The following is a 16,630-nucleotide window of genomic DNA, read 5'->3' on the forward strand; positions in this document are numbered from 1 at the left end:
GTGACCGGCGAACGCCCATGGAATTGCCCGTGACCCGGCACCAAGCGCTGATCCAGTTCGTCCTGTTCGCCATGGTCGGCTGCGCCGCCGCCGTGGGCCATTACGGCGTGCTGGTGGTGCTGGCCGAGCTGCTGGCGACGCCCCCGGTTCTGGCGTCGGCCGCCGGCTTCGTCGTCGGGGGCGTCATCAGCTATTGGTTGAACTACGGGCACGTCTTCCGCAGCGAGCAGGACCACCTGCCCACCGCCGCGAAGTTCCTGGCCGTCGCGACGGTGGGGCTGTGCCTGAACAGCGCCATCATGTGGATTCTGGCCGAGCGGATCGGCCTGCACTACCTGCTGGCGCAGGTCACCGCCACCGCGCTGGTGATGGTCTGGAGCTTCGGCGCCAACCGCTACTGGACGTTCGGCGCCGGCTCCTCCGCAGCCTGAGCGGCCGGCCGCGCCAGGAAGGAGCGGCGGTGCGGCGTCGGCCCGACGTTGCGCGGCAGCGCTGCCGCGTGAAGACCGGCTTCGGCCAGCAGGTCGCCCATCTCCTCCGGCGTGTAGGCGGAAAAGCCGGCCTCGCGGCGGACGCGGCGGTAGTCGGACAGGGCCAGCCGACCGATCCCGAACAGCGCCGCCATGAGGAAGCCGTTCCGGTGGGCCATGGCGAGCTGGCTGGCGACGTCGCGCAGCATCGGCGTGCGCGGGTCGACCACGTCGGCAATCAGGATCCGGCCGTTGGCGCTCAGCAGGCCGCGCCAGCGGCGCAGGACATCGCCGGCCTCCGCCCGCGGGATGTACTGGAGGACCGACACGGCCAGGACGAGGTCGATGCCGCCCGCGGGCAGGGCCGCCAGGTCGGCATCCGTCAGCACCTTGATCCGCGGATGGTCCGGAAAGCGGGCCAGGAGGCGGTCGCGTACCGCCGGGGCGGCGTCGTACAGGTACAGCGTTCCGCAGCGCTCCGCCATCGCCTCCGCTGCCAAAGCGTCACCGCAGCCGAAGTCGAGCACCGTTCCGCCGGGCGGCAGGTAGGCGTCGAGGTCGCGCTGCAAGCAGGCGAAGTGCGCTTCCAAATTGCGGCGGTTGGCGTAGATGGCGTTCGGCCGGTTCCAGAAATCGACCCAGTCCGGCGTGCTCTGACGATCCGTGGTGGGACGGCCGTGCGGCGTTCCCACGTCATGAAATCCCATGCGTCTCCCTTTCGCATGAACCCTGTCGGTTGCGCGGGAACGGTCGTTGTTGGGCTCCGTAACGATGGAGATGCCGCCCCTTGCCGCAACAATGCTTGGACGAAGCGTACGGATGGCACACCGAAGGCGTCAAGTCGCCATGGGCGGCCTATAACCTTCGGATGCCGAAAAAAACGCCGCTACTCTTCGACGCGGCGACGGTCCTTGACGATGGACAGGGGCACGCCGTCCACCCCGATCTCGATGATCGGGCGGCCGTCGAGGAGCGACGGGCAGCGGCGGCTTTGCGTGAAGGCCAGGAAGAAGTCGGCGCGGCGCCAATCCGGCTCGACGCCGTTGACCAGCCTCAGCCAGGGCGGCAGGTCGTAGCGGACCGCCAGTGGGTTGCCGCAGACCGTCAGGGTGTAGGTGCGCGGCGGCGATTGCCCGTCATTCTCCCGCTCCACGAAGGCGATCAGTTCCTTCGTCGCCTCGTGCAGGGAGTTGCCCCAGTAGTCCAGTTCGAACTGGCCGTCGGCGCCCTTCATGCCGCCGACGAACTGGTTGTAGTAGACATACTGGTTCGGGTGCAGCGTGCCGAGCGACCAGGCCTGCACGGTGGCGGTCGCGGCCAGCGCCAGGGCGACGGCGCGCCCGGCCAGCTCGCCGCGGGATTCGGCAAAGCTCCAGACGCGCTCGAAGGCGAGTGCCGCGAGCACGACCAGCGGCGGCACCACGAACAGGAAATGGCGGATACCGTTGTAGACGGTCGGCCGGGTCACCATGACCATGGCGATCGGCAGGAAGGCGGCCAGCGCGATGATGGCATGGCGCACCGCCGGGTCCCAGCCGGCGCCAGGGCCGCCGCCCCGGCGCAGCGTCCGCCACGCCCAGTGGGCGCCGGACAGCACCGCCAGCGCCGTGCCGACCACCACCGTCTCCGGCAGTTTGATCAGCAGGTAGACCGGCAGGTACAGGCACGGGGCGTTGACGGCCGGCACCATCTCCCCAAGGAAGAGCGTTTGAAGGGAGAACTGGAGGTGCTGGAAGCTGGAGAAGGTGAACAGCGCCCGGAAGGGGTTCAGCGGCTCGAACACGCCCCACGGCCAGAAGACCGCCATCAGCCCGTAGGCGACCGGCAGGGCGGGGAGGGAACGGACGGCGATCGTGCCGGCGTCCGCCAGCGCCGCTCGCCAGCCCGCGCGCCGCATCGCCATGACCAGGTAAAGACCGGCCGCCGCCGCGAGATAGACCCCGGCGAGGATCGCCGCGACCCGGATGCCGAGCGCCAGCCCGAGCGCCAGCCCGAACTTCAGCACCGCCGAGGTGCGCGGCCGCGGGAATTGCAGGGCCATGCGCGTCGCGAAATAGACGGTCCACACCATGGCGGCGGCAAAGGGCACGTCCTTGGTGTTGTTGAACATCGCCCCGTAATAGACGCCCGACAGCGCCAGCATCACGGCGGCCAGGAACCCCGCCCGCGCGCCGCCGAGCAGCCGACCGAGCCGCCAGGTCCCGGCGATGCCGATCACCCCGACGATGGCGCACAGGAGGTGCCGGGTCTCGTACTCCTCGAAGGGCGAGACGGGGACGAGCAGGGCGACCACGAGGTCGAACAACCCGCCGTAGAGGTACAGATCCTTGAAATGGAAGGCCGACCAGTCCTGGAAGCCGCTGGTGTAGAAGAGCAGCAGCTTCTGGCCGTAGATGTGCTGCACCTCCTCGTCGGTGCTGATCCCGTAGTCGCGGAAGGTCAGCGCCGCGATGACGGCGAGGCAGAAGAGAAGCGTCCGGGCGAGCTGGTCCCAGACCGGCTTCCCCTGGACCTTTGCCTGCGCGGCCGCCCGCTCCACCGTGCCGAGGGCGGCGGCGAGGGGGTACCGCTGGTCGTACGTTGGATGCTGAGTCATGCGTCGGTAAAATCCAGCAGCCGCCCCGCCACGCAGAGGTGACACCCACCGGATCTCTTCAATCGACGGGGCGCCGCCTGTGACAAATCCTAGGTATAGAATTGTCCGCGCCGGGTCAAAGGCTACCGCACTGCACGGTGTGTTTGTTGCGCTGCGTCAAGCGGTTGCGAGGTCGGCGAAGCGCGCAAGCCGGATGTTGCGGCTTTTCAGGAGGGCCGCGAATTCGGGTCCCTTCAGGTAGTCGTGTTCGACTTTCCGCTGGTCCACCAGCGGGTCGGCGCGGCGCAAGGCCGCATCCGGGATGCCAGGGTGGACCATGACCAGCGTGCGCCGGCGCGGCCGGTCGAGGAACCGCTCCATCAGCGTTCCGAAGGGAACCCGGCCGGAGAAGTCGTAGACTCCGCGGAAGCTGTCGTTGGCTGGGATTCCGCGGGCGCGGGCAATCCGCGCCAAGCCGCCGCCGAGGCCGCCGATCAGCAGCGTCTTGGGCACGGCGACGCCCCGGCGCAGGATGTCGGCCGACGGTTCCCCGCACAGGCGGACGTAGGCGCCGGGCATGGCGGCCAGCGCGTCGGCCACGGCGTCCCGGACGGTGGGCAGCTGGTGGACGTGCTGGTGGCCGTCGATGTAGGCCGGCGGCCCGCCCCAGGCGGCGGTGAAGGCGGCGATCTGCCGGGCCAACTCGTCCCGGATCTCCGCGGTGTCGAGGCCGCCGGTGTAGGCCAGACGCATCAGGCGGCCGAGCGGCGGCAGCGTGCCCTCCGGCGCCAGCTTCGGCATGGGCCCGAGCGGCGGCTGGTCGGTCAGCGTGAAATGCAGCCCCACGTCGGCCTTATCGGACAGCGCCTTCAGCGGCGCCGCGCCCTCGGCCCAATGGGGGCACAGGGACATGACCGACGTGGCGGTCAGCCGTCCCGCGGCGATCAGGTCGCGGATGGCCTCGTTCACGCCCGGCGACAGGCCGTAATCGTCGGCGCAGAGAAGGACGGGGTGGAGGGCTTTGTCTGACGTCATGGGACGGTGCGGGCGGTTCGGGGTTTCGATAGACTGGCGCATGGCCGCGTTTTGGTGGCCGGGGAGGGGACAATGGACTGGGACAGCCTGTGGTTCAACGGGCATGCGGCGACCATGGCGACGGCGGCGGGTCCGGCGGGCGTCGTCCGGGACGCCGCGGTGGCGGTGAAGGACGGCCGGATCGCCTGGATCGGCCCGCGCGCGGAGCTTCCGCCGGGGCGGGCCGCCGAGGAACACGACCTGGGCGGGCGCTGGGTCACCCCCGGCCTGATCGACGCCCACACGCATCTGGTCTTCGGCGGGAACCGGGCGCGCGAGTTCGAGATGCGGCTGGAGGGGGCCTCCTACGAGGAGATCGCCCGCGCCGGCGGCGGCATCGTGTCCACCGTCGCGGCGACGCGCGCGGCGAGCGAGGACGCCCTGGTGGCGAGCGCCGCCGTGCGGCTGGAACGCTTGCTGGCCGAAGGCGTGACGGTGATGGAGATCAAGTCCGGCTATGGCCTGGACCTTCCGACGGAGCGGGCGATGCTGCGCGCCGCGCGGGCGCTGGGGGAACGCTACCCGGTGACGGTGCGGACGACGTGCCTCGCCGCCCACGCGCTTCCGCCGGACTATGCCGGGCGGCCGGACGACTACATCGGGCTGGTCTGCGACACGATCCTTCCGGCGCTCGCCGAGGAAGGGCTGGTGGATGCGGTGGACGCCTTCTGCGAGCGGATCGCCTTTTCCCCGGAGCAGACCGCGCGCGTCTTCGACACGGCCCGGCGTCTCGGGCTGCCGGTGAAGCTGCACGCCGACCAGTTGTCGGACGGCGGCGCTGACGGGGGCGGGGCGGCGCTCGCCGCGCGCTACGGCGCGCTGTCCGCCGACCATGTGGAGCACACGGGCGAGGAGGCGGTGCGCGCCATGGCCGCCGCGGGCACGGTGGCGATGCTGCTTCCCGGTGCCTTCTACATGCTGCGCGAGACCAAGCTGCCGCCCATCGACCTGTTCCGGCGGCACGGCGTGCCCATGGCGGTGTCCACCGACTGCAATCCCGGCACCTCGCCGGCGGTGTCGCTCCTGCTCATGCTGAACATGGCCTGCACGCTGTTCCGCCTGACCCCGCAGGAGGCGCTGGCCGGCGTGACGCGGAACGCGGCCAAGGCCCTGGGCATGGGCGCGACGCACGGGACGCTGGAGGCCGGCAAAGCCGCCGACCTCGCCGTGTGGGACATCGGCGACCCGGCGGAGCTGTGCTACTGGCTGGGCGCCAACCCCTGCGCGGCGGTGGTCAGGGACGGTCGGTTGGTGCGCGGCGGGGTGTGATGACGGCCTGATGGGGATGGTGTAGTTTGTCGGCGACTGGAGGGTGCGATGGGCAAGATCGTTCTGGAGAACGTGGAAGAGGACACGCTGGATCGATTGCGGGCGCTGGCGTCCAGCACCGGGCGCACGCCCGAGGAGGAGGCGAAGCGGATGATCGCCGGGGCGCTGGGGGCGCCTCCCGTGGATATGGCGCGCAGAAGGGAATTGCTCGAACAAATGCGGCGAACCGCTGAACTGACTCCAACCAACTTTGATGTCGACCTGACGCAGCTCATCCGCGAGGACCGCGACCGGTGACCGTCGTCGACGCGAGCGTGGCCATTCGCTGGTCGATCAAGGACAGTTTTACGCCAGCGGCGCAGGCGATTATTGAAAGCGGCCAACCGATTGTCGCTCCGGACCTTGTGATACCGGAAGTCGCGAACGCTTTATGGAAGATGCGCCGCGCTGGCGCTATCGGCGCCGAGCAGGCGGATCAGGCGCTGGAGGAAATTCCGCGTGGGTTCAGCCGCTTGGTCGGGACGACCTCGCTGATGCGCCGTGCTTATTCCATTGCCGAGTCGCTCGATCACCCGGTCTACGACTGCTTTTATTTGGCGTTGTCGGAAAATCTTGGGGTTCCGCTCATCACGCTCGACAAGCGGCTACACGCACGCACACGAAGCACGCGCTGGGCAGGGTTCACGGTCCTGCTCGGAAGTGAAAACAACCCATAATAAGAATCTCTGCTCAACAATAAAATCCAACGAGGGAAGAGCATCATGTCCGATACCCCGTCCGCCAACCGTCGCGTGATCCGCGCGCCGCGCGGGACCGAACTGTCCGCCAAGAGCTGGCTGACCGAAGCGCCGTTGCGCATGCTGATGAACAACCTCGACCCCGACGTGGCGGAGAATCCCGACGAGCTGGTGGTCTACGGCGGCATCGGGCGCGCCGCGCGCAACTGGGACTGCTTCGACGCCATCGTCGCCGCGCTGAAGACGCTGGAGGAGGACCAGACCCTGCTGGTCCAGTCGGGCAAGCCGGTCGGCGTCTTCCGCACCCACGCCGACGCGCCGCGGGTCCTGATCGCCAACTCCAACCTCGTGCCGGCCTGGGCGACCTGGGACCATTTCCGGGAACTGGATGCCAAGGGCCTGATGATGTACGGCCAGATGACCGCCGGGTCCTGGATCTACATCGGCAGCCAGGGAATCGTGCAGGGCACCTACGAGACCTTCGCGGAGGTCGGGCGGCGCCACTACGGCGGCGACCTGAAGGGGCGCTGGATCCTGACCGGCGGCCTGGGCGGCATGGGCGGGGCGCAGCCGCTGGCGGCGACCATGGCCGGCGCCTCCATGCTGGCCGTGGAATGCTCCGCCCGCAGCATCGAGCGGCGGCTGGAGACGAAGTACCTGGACCGCTCCGCCACCACGCTCGACGAGGCGATGGCCCTGATCTGGGAGGCGCAGGCGAAGGGCACCCCGGTGTCGGTCGGCCTTCTCGGCAACGCGGCGGAGGTGTTTCCGGAGCTGGTGCGCCGCGCCAAGGCCGACCCGCGCTTCCGGCCGGACGCGGTCACCGACCAGACCAGCGCGCACGACCCGCTGAACGGCTATCTGCCCGCCGGCTGGACGCTGGAGGAGGCGGAAACCCGCCGGCGCAGCGATCCGGGCGCGGTGGTCGCCGCGGCCAAGCAGTCCATGGCCGCCCATGTGCGGGCGATGCTGGACTTCCACGCCATGGGCGTGCCGACGCTCGACTACGGCAACAACATCCGGCAGATGGCCAAGGACGAGGGGGTGGCGGACGCCTTCGCCTTCCCGGGCTTCGTGCCGGCCTACATCCGGCCGCTGTTCTGCCGCGGCATCGGCCCCTTCCGCTGGGCCGCCCTGTCCGGCGATCCGGAGGACATCTACCGCACCGACGCCAAGGTGAAGGAGCTGATCCCCGACAACCCGCACCTGCACAACTGGCTCGACATGGCGCGGGAGCGGATCCGGTTCCAGGGGCTGCCGGCGCGCATCTGCTGGGTGGGGCTGGGCGACCGCGCGCGTCTCGGCCTCGCCTTCAACGAGATGGTGGCGAAGGGAGAGCTGAAGGCGCCCATCGTCATCGGCCGCGACCATCTGGACAGCGGCTCCGTCGCCAGCCCGAACCGCGAGACGGAGGGGATGATCGACGGCTCCGACGCGGTGTCCGACTGGCCGCTGCTGAACGCCCTGCTGAACTGCGCGTCGGGCGCCACCTGGGTGTCGCTGCACCATGGCGGCGGCGTTGGCATGGGCTACAGCCAGCACGCGGGCATGGTCATCGTCGCCGACGGTACGCCGGCCGCGGCCAAGCGGCTGGAGCGGGTGCTGACCAACGATCCGGGCACCGGCGTCATGCGCCACGCCGACGCGGGCTACGACATCGCCAAGGACTGCGCCCGCGAGCAGGGACTCACGCTGCCGATGATCGGGTGATTGGTGCCAAGACCCTGCCGCTGCGCGGCGGCAGGGTCGCCAGGAGCAGGCCCGGCAGGACCAGCGCCACGCCGGCGAGGTGGAAGAGGTGCAACTCCTCGCCGAGCAGCGCCCAGGCGGCCAGGGCCGTCCACAGCGGCATGACGTAGAGCGACGTGCCGCCCCGCGACGGGCCCATCAGCAGGATGGTCTTCTGGTAGGTGATGAAGGCCAGGACCGACGCGAACAGCGCCAACCCGGCGATGCGAGCCACCGTGTCCAGGGTCATCGGCGCGGGGTGCAGGGCCACCGTCTCCCACAGGCAGAAGGGGGCCAGCGCGACGACGCCCGCGAAGGCGTTGGCCGCGAAACCGGTCACCACGGGCAGCGAGCTTTTCGACTGGCGGGCCAGCACGGTGTAGACGGCCCAGGCGGTGGAGACGCCGACCATCATCAGGTCGCCGATGTTGAAGGAGAGATGCAGCAGCACCGCCGGGTCGCCGCGCGTCAGGATGACGAGCACCCCGGCCATGGCGAGCAGGATCCCGCCGGTCTGGCGCAGCGTCACGGCCTCGCCCAGCCACAGGGCGGTGATCAGCAGGATCATGACCGGGCTGGTCGCGTAGATCAGCCCGGCGTTGGTCGCGCTGGTGAATTCCAGGGCCACATAGAGGCCGGCGCCGCAGATGACCTGCCCGAGCACGCCCATGACCAGCAGCCGCTTCCAGGAGGCGGCCAGAGCGTGCCGGTGGAGCAGGAGGCCCCGCGCCGCGAAGGGCAGGATGATCAGGAAGGCGATCACCCAGCGCCAGAAGGCCAGCCCGGCCGGCGGCACGACGTGGGCCGCGGCCCGCCCGAACACGATGTTCGACGCGAAGAAGGCCGAGCTTAGGAGATAGAAGCTGTAGGCCGCGAACGCGGTGTTGGGCGAAGCCTTGGGCATAAGGGGCCTGTTGAGGTGGCGGTCAAAGGGCATCCTCGGCCGCCGTCGGCCCCAGGAGCATGACCAGCTTGTAGTCGCGGTTCCCCGCCGGGTTCAACGTCACTTGTTCGAAGACCAGCAATCCCTCCAGCGGATGGCTGAAGGACCGGACGCCGCCTTCGCGGTCCAGCACGCCGTGGTCGTCCCACATCCGGGCGAAGGCGGGGCTGGCGCCGCGAAGCTCCTGCACCAGGGCGCTGACGTCGGCGTCGTCGCTGCGCCGGGCGGTGTCGGCGCGGAACTCCGCCAGCAGGCGGCGGGCGCGGTTCTCCCAATCGCAGATGAACGCCCGCGCCGACGGATCCAGGAAGACGTAGCGCAGCTGGTTGCGTTCCGCCCCGCCCAGCCAGCCGGAGAAGAGCGTCTCCGCCGCCGCGTTCCAGGCGCGGGCGGTCCACAGCCGGTCGAGCAGATAGGCCGGCGCGGCGATGGCGTCCAGGGCGGCGAGCAGCGGAGCCGGCGGCCGTTCGCCCGCCGCGCCCCCGTCCGCCTTCGGGTCGCGCTTGCGGGCCAGCTCGAAGAGGTAGGCGCGCTCCGCAGGCGTCAGGTGCAGGCCCTCGGCGATGCGGGCGAGGGCCGTGGGGGAGACGGAGACGTCCCGCCCCTGTTCCAGCCAGGTGTACCAGGTCGGGCTGAGGCCGCAGAGATGCGCCACCTCCTCCCGCCGCAGGCCGGGCGTGCGGCGCCGGGCGGAGCCGCCATGGACGCCGGCCTCGGCCGGGGTCAGCCGCTCGCGGTGGGTGCGCAGGAAGGCGCCCAGCAGGCGCCGGTGTTCGGGGGAGGGGAGCATGGTGGCAGGATTTATACCAGGATAAGTGCCTGCCTTGTACCAGGGTAACGGGCGGCGGATGCTGCCCCGACAACGAACCCGCCCAAGAGGACGCCGGCCCATGAGCAACGTCAATTCCAACACCCATCACAGTGTCGTCGCCGACCATTACGGCCCCCGCGCGGGCGATTACGTCACAAGCGCCGTGCACGCGGCCGGCGCCGACCTGGACCAGATCGAGGCCCTGCTGCGCGGGCGGGCGGCCGCGCGAGTGCTGGATCTGGGCTGCGGCGGCGGGCACGTCAGCTACCGCGCCGCCCCCCTTGTGGCGGAGGTGGTCGCCGTCGACGTGACGGCGGAGATGCTGGACAGCGTGGCGCGCACCGCGACGGAGCGTGGCCTGACCAACATCCGGATCCGGCAGGCCGCGGCGGAGCGGCTGCCCTTTCCCGACGGGCATTTCGACGTGGTGCTCAGCCGCTTCAGCACCCACCATTGGCTGGACGCCGAGGCCGGGCTGCGGGAGGCGCGGCGGGTGCTCGCGGCCGACGGCATCGCCGTCTTCGCCGACGTCATCACGCCGGCCCATCCGCTGCTGGACACGCATTTCCAAACGGTCGAGTTGCTGCGCGACCCGTCGCACGTGCGCAACCTCAGCGTCGCGGAATGGACGGCGGCGCTGGCCCGCGCCGGCTTCGCGGTCACCGGCCTGACCACCCGCCGCCTGCGGATGGAGTTCGCCAGCTGGACCGCGCGGACGCGCACGCCGGAGGTCCACGCCCGGGCCATCCGCTCCCTCCAGGACATGGCGTCGGACGAGGTGCGCCGGCATTTCGCCATCGAGCCGGACGGCAGCTTCATGCTGGAGGCGACGGTCTTCGAAACCGTGCCGGTCTGATTCGGAGTGGTATGACCGGTTCGCCGCCGCCGATGGTCCCCCCGCCGGTGCGGCCGGCGTGATTTGCTTTCCGAAACGATCCTTTTCGGGCACGTAACGATCATGTGAAGAAAGGCACGCCGCAACAGGCGTGCCTTTTGTCATGGAAAGGCCAGAATTCCGCGGTTTCCTGGTAGTATATGAGGTCCGTCGGTCCCGGCCGCGGCGGTGTCGTTCGCCGTCGGATCGCCCGCGCTTTACGGTGTGGGGCAAGGTCGGGACAAGGCTTGGCTAGCGTGTTGACAGAAAATCAGGCCGCGCGCCAAATGAACCGGGATTCCACAGGGCCGGCCGGGTATACCGGCGGCCCCCACTGTCCGAATGCGGGAGGCTTATAAGAATGAAGCGTATTCTGCTGGGAGCCGGGCTCGGCGTTGCCGCCGCGCTGGCGCTTGCGGCACCGGCACAGGCGGCGAAGACCCTCGTCTACTGCTCCGAGGGCAGCCCCGAAAACTTCAACCCGATGGTCAACACCACCGGGACGAGCTTCGACGTGTCGCTGCCGGTCTACAACAACCTCGTGGAGTTCGAGCGCGGCGGCACCAAGGTGGTGCCGGGCCTCGCCGAATCCTGGGAGATCTCGGACGACGGCCTGACCTACACCTTCCACCTGCGCAAGGGTGCCAAGTGGCACAGCGTCGGCGACTTCAAACCGACGCGCGACGCCAACGCCGACGACGTGCTGTGGTCCTTCAACCGCCAGTGGAAGACTGACCATCCCTTCCACAAGGTTTCCGGCGGCGCCTACGATTACTTCAACGACATGGCCATGCCGACGTTGCTGAAGTCGATCGACAAGGTGGACGACTACACCGTCAAGTTCGTGCTGAACAAGGTCGAGGCGCCCTTCCTCGCCAACCTGGCGATGCCCTTCGCGCCGATCCAGTCTGCCGAATACGCCGAGTTCCTGCAGAAGAAGAACCAGATCGACAAGATGGACCAGGTGCCCGTCGGCACCGGCCCGTTCCAGTTCGTCGCCTACCAGAAGGACGCGGTCATCCGCTACAAGACCTTCGAGCCGTTCTGGGGCGGCAGGGCGCCGATCGACAACCTCGTCTTCGCCATCACGCCGGACGCCGCGGTGCGCTACGCCAAGCTGAAGGCCGGCGAATGCAACATCGTGCCGTACCCGAACCCGGCCGACCTGGAGACGATGAAGAAGGACACCTCCATCACCCTGATGGAGCAGGAAGGCCTGAACGTCGGCTACCTGGCCTTCAACACCACGAAGAAGCCCTTCGACGACGTCCGCGTGCGCCGCGCCCTGAACATGGCCATCGACAAGAAGGCCATCGTCGACGCGGTCTACCAGGGCGCCGGCGTCCCGGCGAAGAACCCGATTCCGCCGACCATGTGGTCGTACAACAAGGACATCGAAGACTATCCCTTCGATCCGGAGCGCGCGAAGAAGCTGCTGGCCGAGGCCGGCTACCCGAACGGCTTCGAGAGCGACCTGTGGGCCATGCCGGTGCAGCGCCCCTACAACCCGAACGCCAAGCGCATGGCGGAGATGATGCAGGCCGACCTCGCCAAGATCGGCGTCAAGGCGAAGATCGTGCAGTACGAGTGGGGTGAATACCGCAAGCGTCTGCAGGCCGGCGAGCATCTGATGGGCATGATGGGCTGGACCGGCGACAACGGCGACCCGGACAACTTCCTGAACGTGCTGCTCGGCTGCGAGGCCGCCCGCATCGGCGGTTCGAACATCTCCAAGTGGTGCAACAAGGAGTTCGACGACCTGACGGTGCAGGCCAAGCGGACCACCGACGTCGCCGCCCGCACCAAGCTGTACGAGCAGTCCCAGGTGATCTTCAAGGAAGAGGCGCCCTGGTTCCCGGTCGCCCATTCCGTCGTTCACATGGCCCTGAGCAAGAATGTGGTCGATTACAAGATGGAGGCGTTTGGCATCCATCGCTTCTACGGCGTCGACTTGAAACAATAAGTCTTCGCCGCAAACAGCTTTACAAAGCGTAAGCCGGGGCGTTAAACCCCCGGCTTCCCTTTTGGTAAGCAAGGGACAAGGGGGCATCGGCCCCCTTGCTTTCGTTTCGAGCCCGGTGACCATCCGATGCTACGCTTCATCCTGACGCGGGTGAGCCTGGTGATTCCGACCTTTCTCGGCGTCACCTTCCTGACCTTTCTTTTGATCCGCCTCGTCCCCGGCGACCCCATCGAGGTCCGTGTGGGCGAGCGTGGCATTCCGCCCGAACGGCTGGAGCAGTTGCGCCACGAGCTGGGCCTGGACCAGTCGCTCTGGCATCAGTTCCTGGACTACATCGGCGGCGTCCTGTCCGGCGACCTCGGCCTGTCGCTGGTGACGCGCAACCCGGTGCTCGACGAATTCCTGACGCTGTTCCCGGCGACCATCGAACTGGCGGCGCTCGCCATGCTGTTCGCCACCGTGGTCGGCCTGCCGGCCGGCATCATCGCGGCGGTGAAGCGCGGGTCGATCTTCGACCACGGCGTGATGGGCATCAGCCTGACCGGCTATTCGATGCCGATCTTCTGGTGGGGCCTGCTGCTGATCCTGTTCTTCTCGGTCGGGCTCGGCTGGACCCCGGTCTCCGGCCGCCTGGACCTGCTGTACTATGTGGAGCCGGTGACCGGCTTCATGCTGATCGACACGCTGCTGGCCGGCGAGTACGGCGCCTTCTGGTCGGCGCTGCACCACCTGATCCTTCCCATGGTCGTGCTGGGCACCGTGCCGCTGGCCGTCGTGGCGCGCATGACGCGCTCCGCCATGCTGGAGGTGCTGGGCGAGGACTACATCCGCACAGCAAAGGCCAAGGGCCTGGCCGGCAAGCGGGTGATCGGCCTGCACGCGCTGCGCAACGCGCTGATCCCGGTGGTGACGGTCATCGGCCTCCAGGTCGGCACGCTGCTGGGCGGCGCCATCCTGACCGAGACGATCTTCTCCTGGCCGGGTGTGGGCAAGTGGCTGATCGAGAGCATCAACCGCCGCGACTATCCGGCGCTCCAGGGCGGAGTGCTGCTGATCGCCTCCACGGTGATGGCCGTGAACCTGCTGGTGGACCTCCTCTACGGAGTCCTCAACCCCCGCATCCGCCATTCGCGGTGAGGTGACGTCATGACGAGTGAAGTCCAAGCCACGGCGATCGCCGCCACCGTCCCGACCTCCCAGCCGCCGCACCCGCTGGTCGAGTTCTGGTACCATTTCCGGCAGAACACCGGCGCCATGATCGGCCTGACGGTGATCCTGGTCATCGCGCTGCTGGCGCTGTTCGCCCCCCTGGTGGTGCCGCACGACCCGAACATCCAGTACCGCGACGCCATCCTGGTCCCGCCGGTCTGGCAGGACGGGGGGAGCTGGCGCTTCATCCTGGGCACCGACGACATCGGGCGCGACATGCTGTCCCGCCTGATCTACGGCGCCCGCCTGTCGATGATGATCGGCCTGATCGTCGTGACGCTGTCGCTGGCCATCGGGCTGGCGCTGGGTCTGGTCGCGGGGTTCTTCGGCGGGATGGTCGACGTGCTGACCATGCGCCTGATGGACATCCTGCTGGCGCTGCCCAGCCTGCTGCTGGCCGTGGTGGTGGCCGCCATCCTCGGGCCGGGGCTGGTCAACGCCATGCTGGCCGTGTCCATCGTGGTGATCCCGCACTACGCCCGCCTGACCCGCGCCGCGGTGATGGCGGAGACCGGCAAGGACTATGTGGTCGCCTCCCGCGTCGCGGGGGCGGGTCCGCTGCGGCTGATGCTGATCGTGGTGCTGCCGAACTGCCTGGCGCCGCTGATCGTGCAGGCGACGCTGGGCTTCTCCACGGCGATCCTGGACGCCGCGGCGCTGGGCTTCCTCGGCCTCGGCGCGCAGCCGCCGACGCCGGAGTGGGGCACCATGCTGGCCTCCTCGCTGCAGTTCCTCCAGCGCGCCCCCTGGGTCGTGACCTGGCCGGGCGTGGCCATCCTGGTGACCGTGCTGGCCTTCAACCTGCTGGGTGACGGGCTCCGCGACGCCCTCGATCCCAAGCTGAAACGCTGAACCCGCAGGGTCATCATGCCTCTTCTCGACATCAAGAACCTGTCCGTCGAGTTCACCACCCGCGCCGGCACCTTCCGCGCTGTCGACGGCATCGACCTCACCGTTGACGAGGGCGAAGTGGTGGGCATCGTCGGCGAGTCCGGCTCCGGCAAGTCGGTGACCTCGCTCGCCGTCATGGGCCTCCTGGGCTCCAACGGCAAGGTCGTCGCCGACCGGATGAGCTTCGGCGGCAAGGACCTGCTGACCATGAGCGCGTCGCAGCGCCGGAACCTCACCGGCAAGGACATCGCCATGGTCTTCCAGGAGCCCATGACCAGCCTGAACCCCTGCTTCACCGTCGGCTTCCAGATCATGGAGACGCTGAAGGTGCATGAGGGGCTGTCCGGCCGGGCGCTGCGCAACCGCGCCATCGAACTGTTGGAGCAGGTCGGCATTCCGGCCCCGGAAAGCCGCCTGTCGGCCTTCCCGCACCAGCTCTCCGGCGGCATGAACCAGCGCGTGATGATCGCCATCGCGATCGCCTGCAACCCGCGCCTGCTGGTCGCCGACGAGCCGACGACCGCGCTGGACGTGACCATCCAGAAGCAGATCCTCGACCTCCTGGTCCGCCTCCAGAAGGAGCGGGGCATGGCGCTGATGCTGATCACCCACGACATGGGCGTGGTGGCGGAGACCGCGCAGCGCGTCGTGGTGATGTACGCCGGCCAGGTCGCGGAGACGCGGCCCGTGAGCGCGCTGTTCAACGCGCCGCGCCACCCCTACACCGGCGCGCTGCTCGACGCGCTGCCGGAGCGGGCGCTCGGCAAGCGCCGCCTGCCGACCATCCCCGGCATGGTGCCGGGCATCGGCGACCGGCCGCAGGGCTGCCTGTTCAACCCGCGCTGCGGCTTCGCCACGGACCGCTGCCGCATCGAGCGGCCGGCCCTGTTCGACGTGGACCAGGGCAAGGCGCGCTGCTTCTACCCGCTGTCCAATTCCGGTCCCGGCGCTCCCCTGGGCGTCGAGGAGGCTGTGTGATGACCGACACCCTCACCGAAACCCTGCCGACGACCGGCCCGGTCGTCCTGGAAGCCATCCACCTGCGCAAGCACTATGCGGTCAAGCGCGGCGCCTTTAAGCCGCCGGCCACCGTGAAGGCGCTGGACGGCGTGTCCTTCCAGCTGGAGGCCGGCAAGACCCTGGCGATCGTCGGCGAGTCCGGCTGCGGCAAGTCCACGCTGGCGCGCTCCGTCACCATGATCGAGCCGCCGTCGTCGGGCCAGCTGCTCTACGATGGGCGCGACGTGGTCGGGCGCAGCGTCGCGGAGATGAAGGAACTGCGGCGCACCGTCCAGATGGTGTTCCAGAACCCCTACGGCTCCCTGAACCCGCGCAAGACGGTCGGCTCCATCCTGACGGAGCCGCTGGTCATCAACACCGACCTCGGCAAGCAGGCGCGGCGCGAGCGGGCCATCGCCATGATGGCCAAGGTCGGCCTGCGGCCGGACCAGGTCGACCGCTACCCGCACATGTTCTCCGGCGGCCAGCGCCAGCGCATCGCCATCGCGCGCGCGCTGATGCTGAACCCGCGCGTGGTGGTGGCGGACGAGCCGGTGTCGGCGCTCGACGTGTCGATCCAGGCGCAGGTGCTGAACCTGATGATGGATTTGCAGGAGGAGCTGAACCTCGCCTACCTGTTCATCTCCCACGACCTCAGCGTGGTGCGGCACATCGCCGACGCCATCATGGTCATGTATCTGGGCCGTCCGGTGGAGCATGGGCCTCGGGACGTGGTCTTCACCCGGCCGCGCCACCCCTACACCCGCATCCTGCTGGCCGCCACGCCGCGCGTGAACCCGGCCCTGCGGGCGGAGCGCGTGGTGCCGAAGGGCGAGCTGCCGTCGCCGCTGAACCCGCCGCCGGGCTGCCCCTTCCACAAGCGCTGCCCCTACGCCACCGACCGTTGCGCGTCGGAGGTGCCGGCGCTGCGCCCGGTCGACGAGCGGCTGGTCGCCTGCCACTACGCGGAGGACATGGCGGTTTAGGACGCCTCCTCAGTGATGAATGAATTGGCCGGGTCGTGCGCAAGCGCGGCCCGGCTTTTTTCATGGCCCTTGCCCAACTGTCTCCGCCGGCGCCGATTCGT

Annotated in this window: 16 protein-coding genes; 11 read left to right on the forward strand and 5 right to left on the reverse strand. The window is 69.0% G+C overall.

Features of this window, described 5'->3' with window-relative positions; genetic code table 11:
* The first annotated feature begins 29 nt into the window (after positions 1-29).
* Positions 30-431, forward strand: a complete 402-nt coding sequence (locus tag J2851_RS00785) for a GtrA family protein (protein WP_307420045.1) — start codon at positions 30-32, stop codon at positions 429-431.
* Here J2851_RS00785 and J2851_RS00790 read toward each other — a convergent pair.
* The 3 genes from J2851_RS00790 to J2851_RS00800 form a co-directional block, all read right to left on the reverse strand.
* Positions 395-1,177 carry a class I SAM-dependent methyltransferase gene (locus J2851_RS00790; protein ID WP_209762424.1) on the reverse strand — a complete coding sequence of 261 codons (783 nt, stop codon included), beginning with the start codon at positions 1,175-1,177 and terminating at the stop codon, positions 395-397. The two genes, J2851_RS00785 and J2851_RS00790, sit on opposite strands and share 37 nt — an antisense overlap.
* A gap of 179 nt (positions 1,178-1,356) precedes the next feature.
* A complete protein-coding gene (locus J2851_RS00795; RefSeq protein WP_209762427.1) occupies positions 1,357-3,066 on the reverse strand; it encodes a glycosyltransferase family 39 protein in 1,710 nt (569 codons plus the stop codon).
* Positions 3,067-3,222: 156 nt separating this feature from the next.
* The gene (locus tag J2851_RS00800) at positions 3,223-4,080 is read right to left on the reverse strand and encodes a ChbG/HpnK family deacetylase (RefSeq protein WP_209762430.1); all 858 of its coding nucleotides are present in this window, start codon (positions 4,078-4,080) and stop codon (positions 3,223-3,225) included.
* Positions 4,081-4,152: 72 nt separating this feature from the next.
* Here J2851_RS00800 and hutI point away from each other — a divergent pair, with 72 nt between their 5' ends.
* The 4 genes from hutI to hutU are packed head-to-tail and all read left to right on the forward strand — an operon-like array spanning position 4,153 to position 7,835.
* The gene (gene hutI / locus J2851_RS00805; protein WP_209762432.1) at positions 4,153-5,388 is read left to right on the forward strand and encodes an imidazolonepropionase; all 1,236 of its coding nucleotides are present in this window, start codon (positions 4,153-4,155) and stop codon (positions 5,386-5,388) included.
* A gap of 48 nt (positions 5,389-5,436) precedes the next feature.
* Positions 5,437-5,685: a hypothetical protein gene (locus J2851_RS00810; protein ID WP_209762435.1), complete on the forward strand. Its 249-nt coding sequence runs from the start codon at positions 5,437-5,439 to the stop codon at positions 5,683-5,685.
* The gene (locus J2851_RS00815) at positions 5,682-6,104 is read left to right on the forward strand and encodes a type II toxin-antitoxin system VapC family toxin (protein WP_209762438.1); all 423 of its coding nucleotides are present in this window, start codon (positions 5,682-5,684) and stop codon (positions 6,102-6,104) included. Before J2851_RS00810 ends, J2851_RS00815 begins: the two co-directional genes overlap by 4 nt.
* A 45-nt stretch (positions 6,105-6,149) precedes the next feature.
* Entirely contained in the window at positions 6,150-7,835 is a 1,686-nt protein-coding gene (gene hutU, locus J2851_RS00820; RefSeq protein WP_209762440.1) for a urocanate hydratase, read from the forward strand.
* On the opposite strand, the gene J2851_RS00825 is transcribed toward hutU, so the two are convergent.
* The gene (locus J2851_RS00825) at positions 7,813-8,757 is read right to left on the reverse strand and encodes a DMT family transporter (protein WP_246500332.1); all 945 of its coding nucleotides are present in this window, start codon (positions 8,755-8,757) and stop codon (positions 7,813-7,815) included. The genes hutU and J2851_RS00825 overlap by 23 nt on opposite strands.
* Positions 8,758-8,779: 22 nt before the next feature.
* The gene (locus tag J2851_RS00830; RefSeq protein WP_209762446.1) at positions 8,780-9,586 is read right to left on the reverse strand and encodes a helix-turn-helix transcriptional regulator; all 807 of its coding nucleotides are present in this window, start codon (positions 9,584-9,586) and stop codon (positions 8,780-8,782) included.
* A 100-nt stretch (positions 9,587-9,686) separates the two neighbouring features.
* Between J2851_RS00830 and J2851_RS00835 the strand changes: the two genes are divergently transcribed.
* From J2851_RS00835 to J2851_RS00860, 6 genes are all read left to right on the forward strand, one after another.
* Positions 9,687-10,463: a class I SAM-dependent methyltransferase gene (locus J2851_RS00835; RefSeq protein WP_209762449.1), complete on the forward strand. Its 777-nt coding sequence runs from the start codon at positions 9,687-9,689 to the stop codon at positions 10,461-10,463.
* A gap of 379 nt (positions 10,464-10,842) precedes the next feature.
* Positions 10,843-12,444: an ABC transporter substrate-binding protein gene (locus tag J2851_RS00840; RefSeq protein WP_209762452.1), complete on the forward strand. Its 1,602-nt coding sequence runs from the start codon at positions 10,843-10,845 to the stop codon at positions 12,442-12,444.
* A 126-nt stretch (positions 12,445-12,570) separates the two neighbouring features.
* Positions 12,571-13,581 (forward strand): ABC transporter permease subunit, encoded by a 1,011-nt coding sequence (locus tag J2851_RS00845; protein ID WP_209762455.1) that lies wholly within the window; start codon positions 12,571-12,573, stop codon positions 13,579-13,581.
* 9 nt (positions 13,582-13,590) lie between these two features.
* Positions 13,591-14,505, forward strand: a complete 915-nt coding sequence (locus J2851_RS00850; protein WP_209762457.1) for an ABC transporter permease subunit — start codon at positions 13,591-13,593, stop codon at positions 14,503-14,505.
* Positions 14,506-14,520: 15 nt separating this feature from the next.
* A complete protein-coding gene (locus tag J2851_RS00855; RefSeq protein ID WP_209762460.1) occupies positions 14,521-15,522 on the forward strand; it encodes an ABC transporter ATP-binding protein in 1,002 nt (333 codons plus the stop codon).
* Entirely contained in the window at positions 15,522-16,529 is a 1,008-nt protein-coding gene (locus J2851_RS00860; protein ID WP_209762463.1) for a peptide ABC transporter ATP-binding protein, read from the forward strand. Before J2851_RS00855 ends, J2851_RS00860 begins: the two co-directional genes overlap by 1 nt.
* The last annotated feature ends 101 nt before the right edge of the window (positions 16,530-16,630 follow it).

The sequence above is a fragment of the Azospirillum rugosum genome, assembly GCF_017876155.1.
In the GTDB taxonomy this organism is placed as follows: Bacteria; Pseudomonadota; Alphaproteobacteria; order Azospirillales; family Azospirillaceae; genus Azospirillum; species Azospirillum rugosum.

Excerpts from the sequence above, each read along its gene's own strand:
- J2851_RS00860 (WP_209762463.1), top strand. The coding sequence starts at position 15,522 with ATGACCGACACCCTCACCGAAACCCTGCCGACGACCGGCCCGGTCGTC.
- hutI (WP_209762432.1), top strand. The coding sequence starts at position 4,153 with ATGGACTGGGACAGCCTGTGGTTCAACGGGCATGCGGCGACCATGGCG.
- J2851_RS00795 (WP_209762427.1), bottom strand. The coding sequence starts at position 3,066 with ATGACTCAGCATCCAACGTACGACCAGCGGTACCCCCTCGCCGCCGCC.
- J2851_RS00810 (WP_209762435.1), top strand. The coding sequence starts at position 5,437 with ATGGGCAAGATCGTTCTGGAGAACGTGGAAGAGGACACGCTGGATCGA.
- J2851_RS00830 (WP_209762446.1), bottom strand. The coding sequence starts at position 9,586 with ATGCTCCCCTCCCCCGAACACCGGCGCCTGCTGGGCGCCTTCCTGCGC.
- J2851_RS00800 (WP_209762430.1), bottom strand. The coding sequence starts at position 4,080 with ATGACGTCAGACAAAGCCCTCCACCCCGTCCTTCTCTGCGCCGACGAT.
- J2851_RS00850 (WP_209762457.1), top strand. The coding sequence starts at position 13,591 with ATGACGAGTGAAGTCCAAGCCACGGCGATCGCCGCCACCGTCCCGACC.
- J2851_RS00855 (WP_209762460.1), top strand. The coding sequence starts at position 14,521 with ATGCCTCTTCTCGACATCAAGAACCTGTCCGTCGAGTTCACCACCCGC.
- hutU (WP_209762440.1), top strand. The coding sequence starts at position 6,150 with ATGTCCGATACCCCGTCCGCCAACCGTCGCGTGATCCGCGCGCCGCGC.
- J2851_RS00840 (WP_209762452.1), top strand. The coding sequence starts at position 10,843 with ATGAAGCGTATTCTGCTGGGAGCCGGGCTCGGCGTTGCCGCCGCGCTG.
- J2851_RS00835 (WP_209762449.1), top strand. The coding sequence starts at position 9,687 with ATGAGCAACGTCAATTCCAACACCCATCACAGTGTCGTCGCCGACCAT.
- J2851_RS00845 (WP_209762455.1), top strand. The coding sequence starts at position 12,571 with ATGCTACGCTTCATCCTGACGCGGGTGAGCCTGGTGATTCCGACCTTT.
- J2851_RS00825 (WP_246500332.1), bottom strand. The coding sequence starts at position 8,757 with ATGCCCAAGGCTTCGCCCAACACCGCGTTCGCGGCCTACAGCTTCTAT.
- J2851_RS00790 (WP_209762424.1), bottom strand. The coding sequence starts at position 1,177 with ATGGGATTTCATGACGTGGGAACGCCGCACGGCCGTCCCACCACGGAT.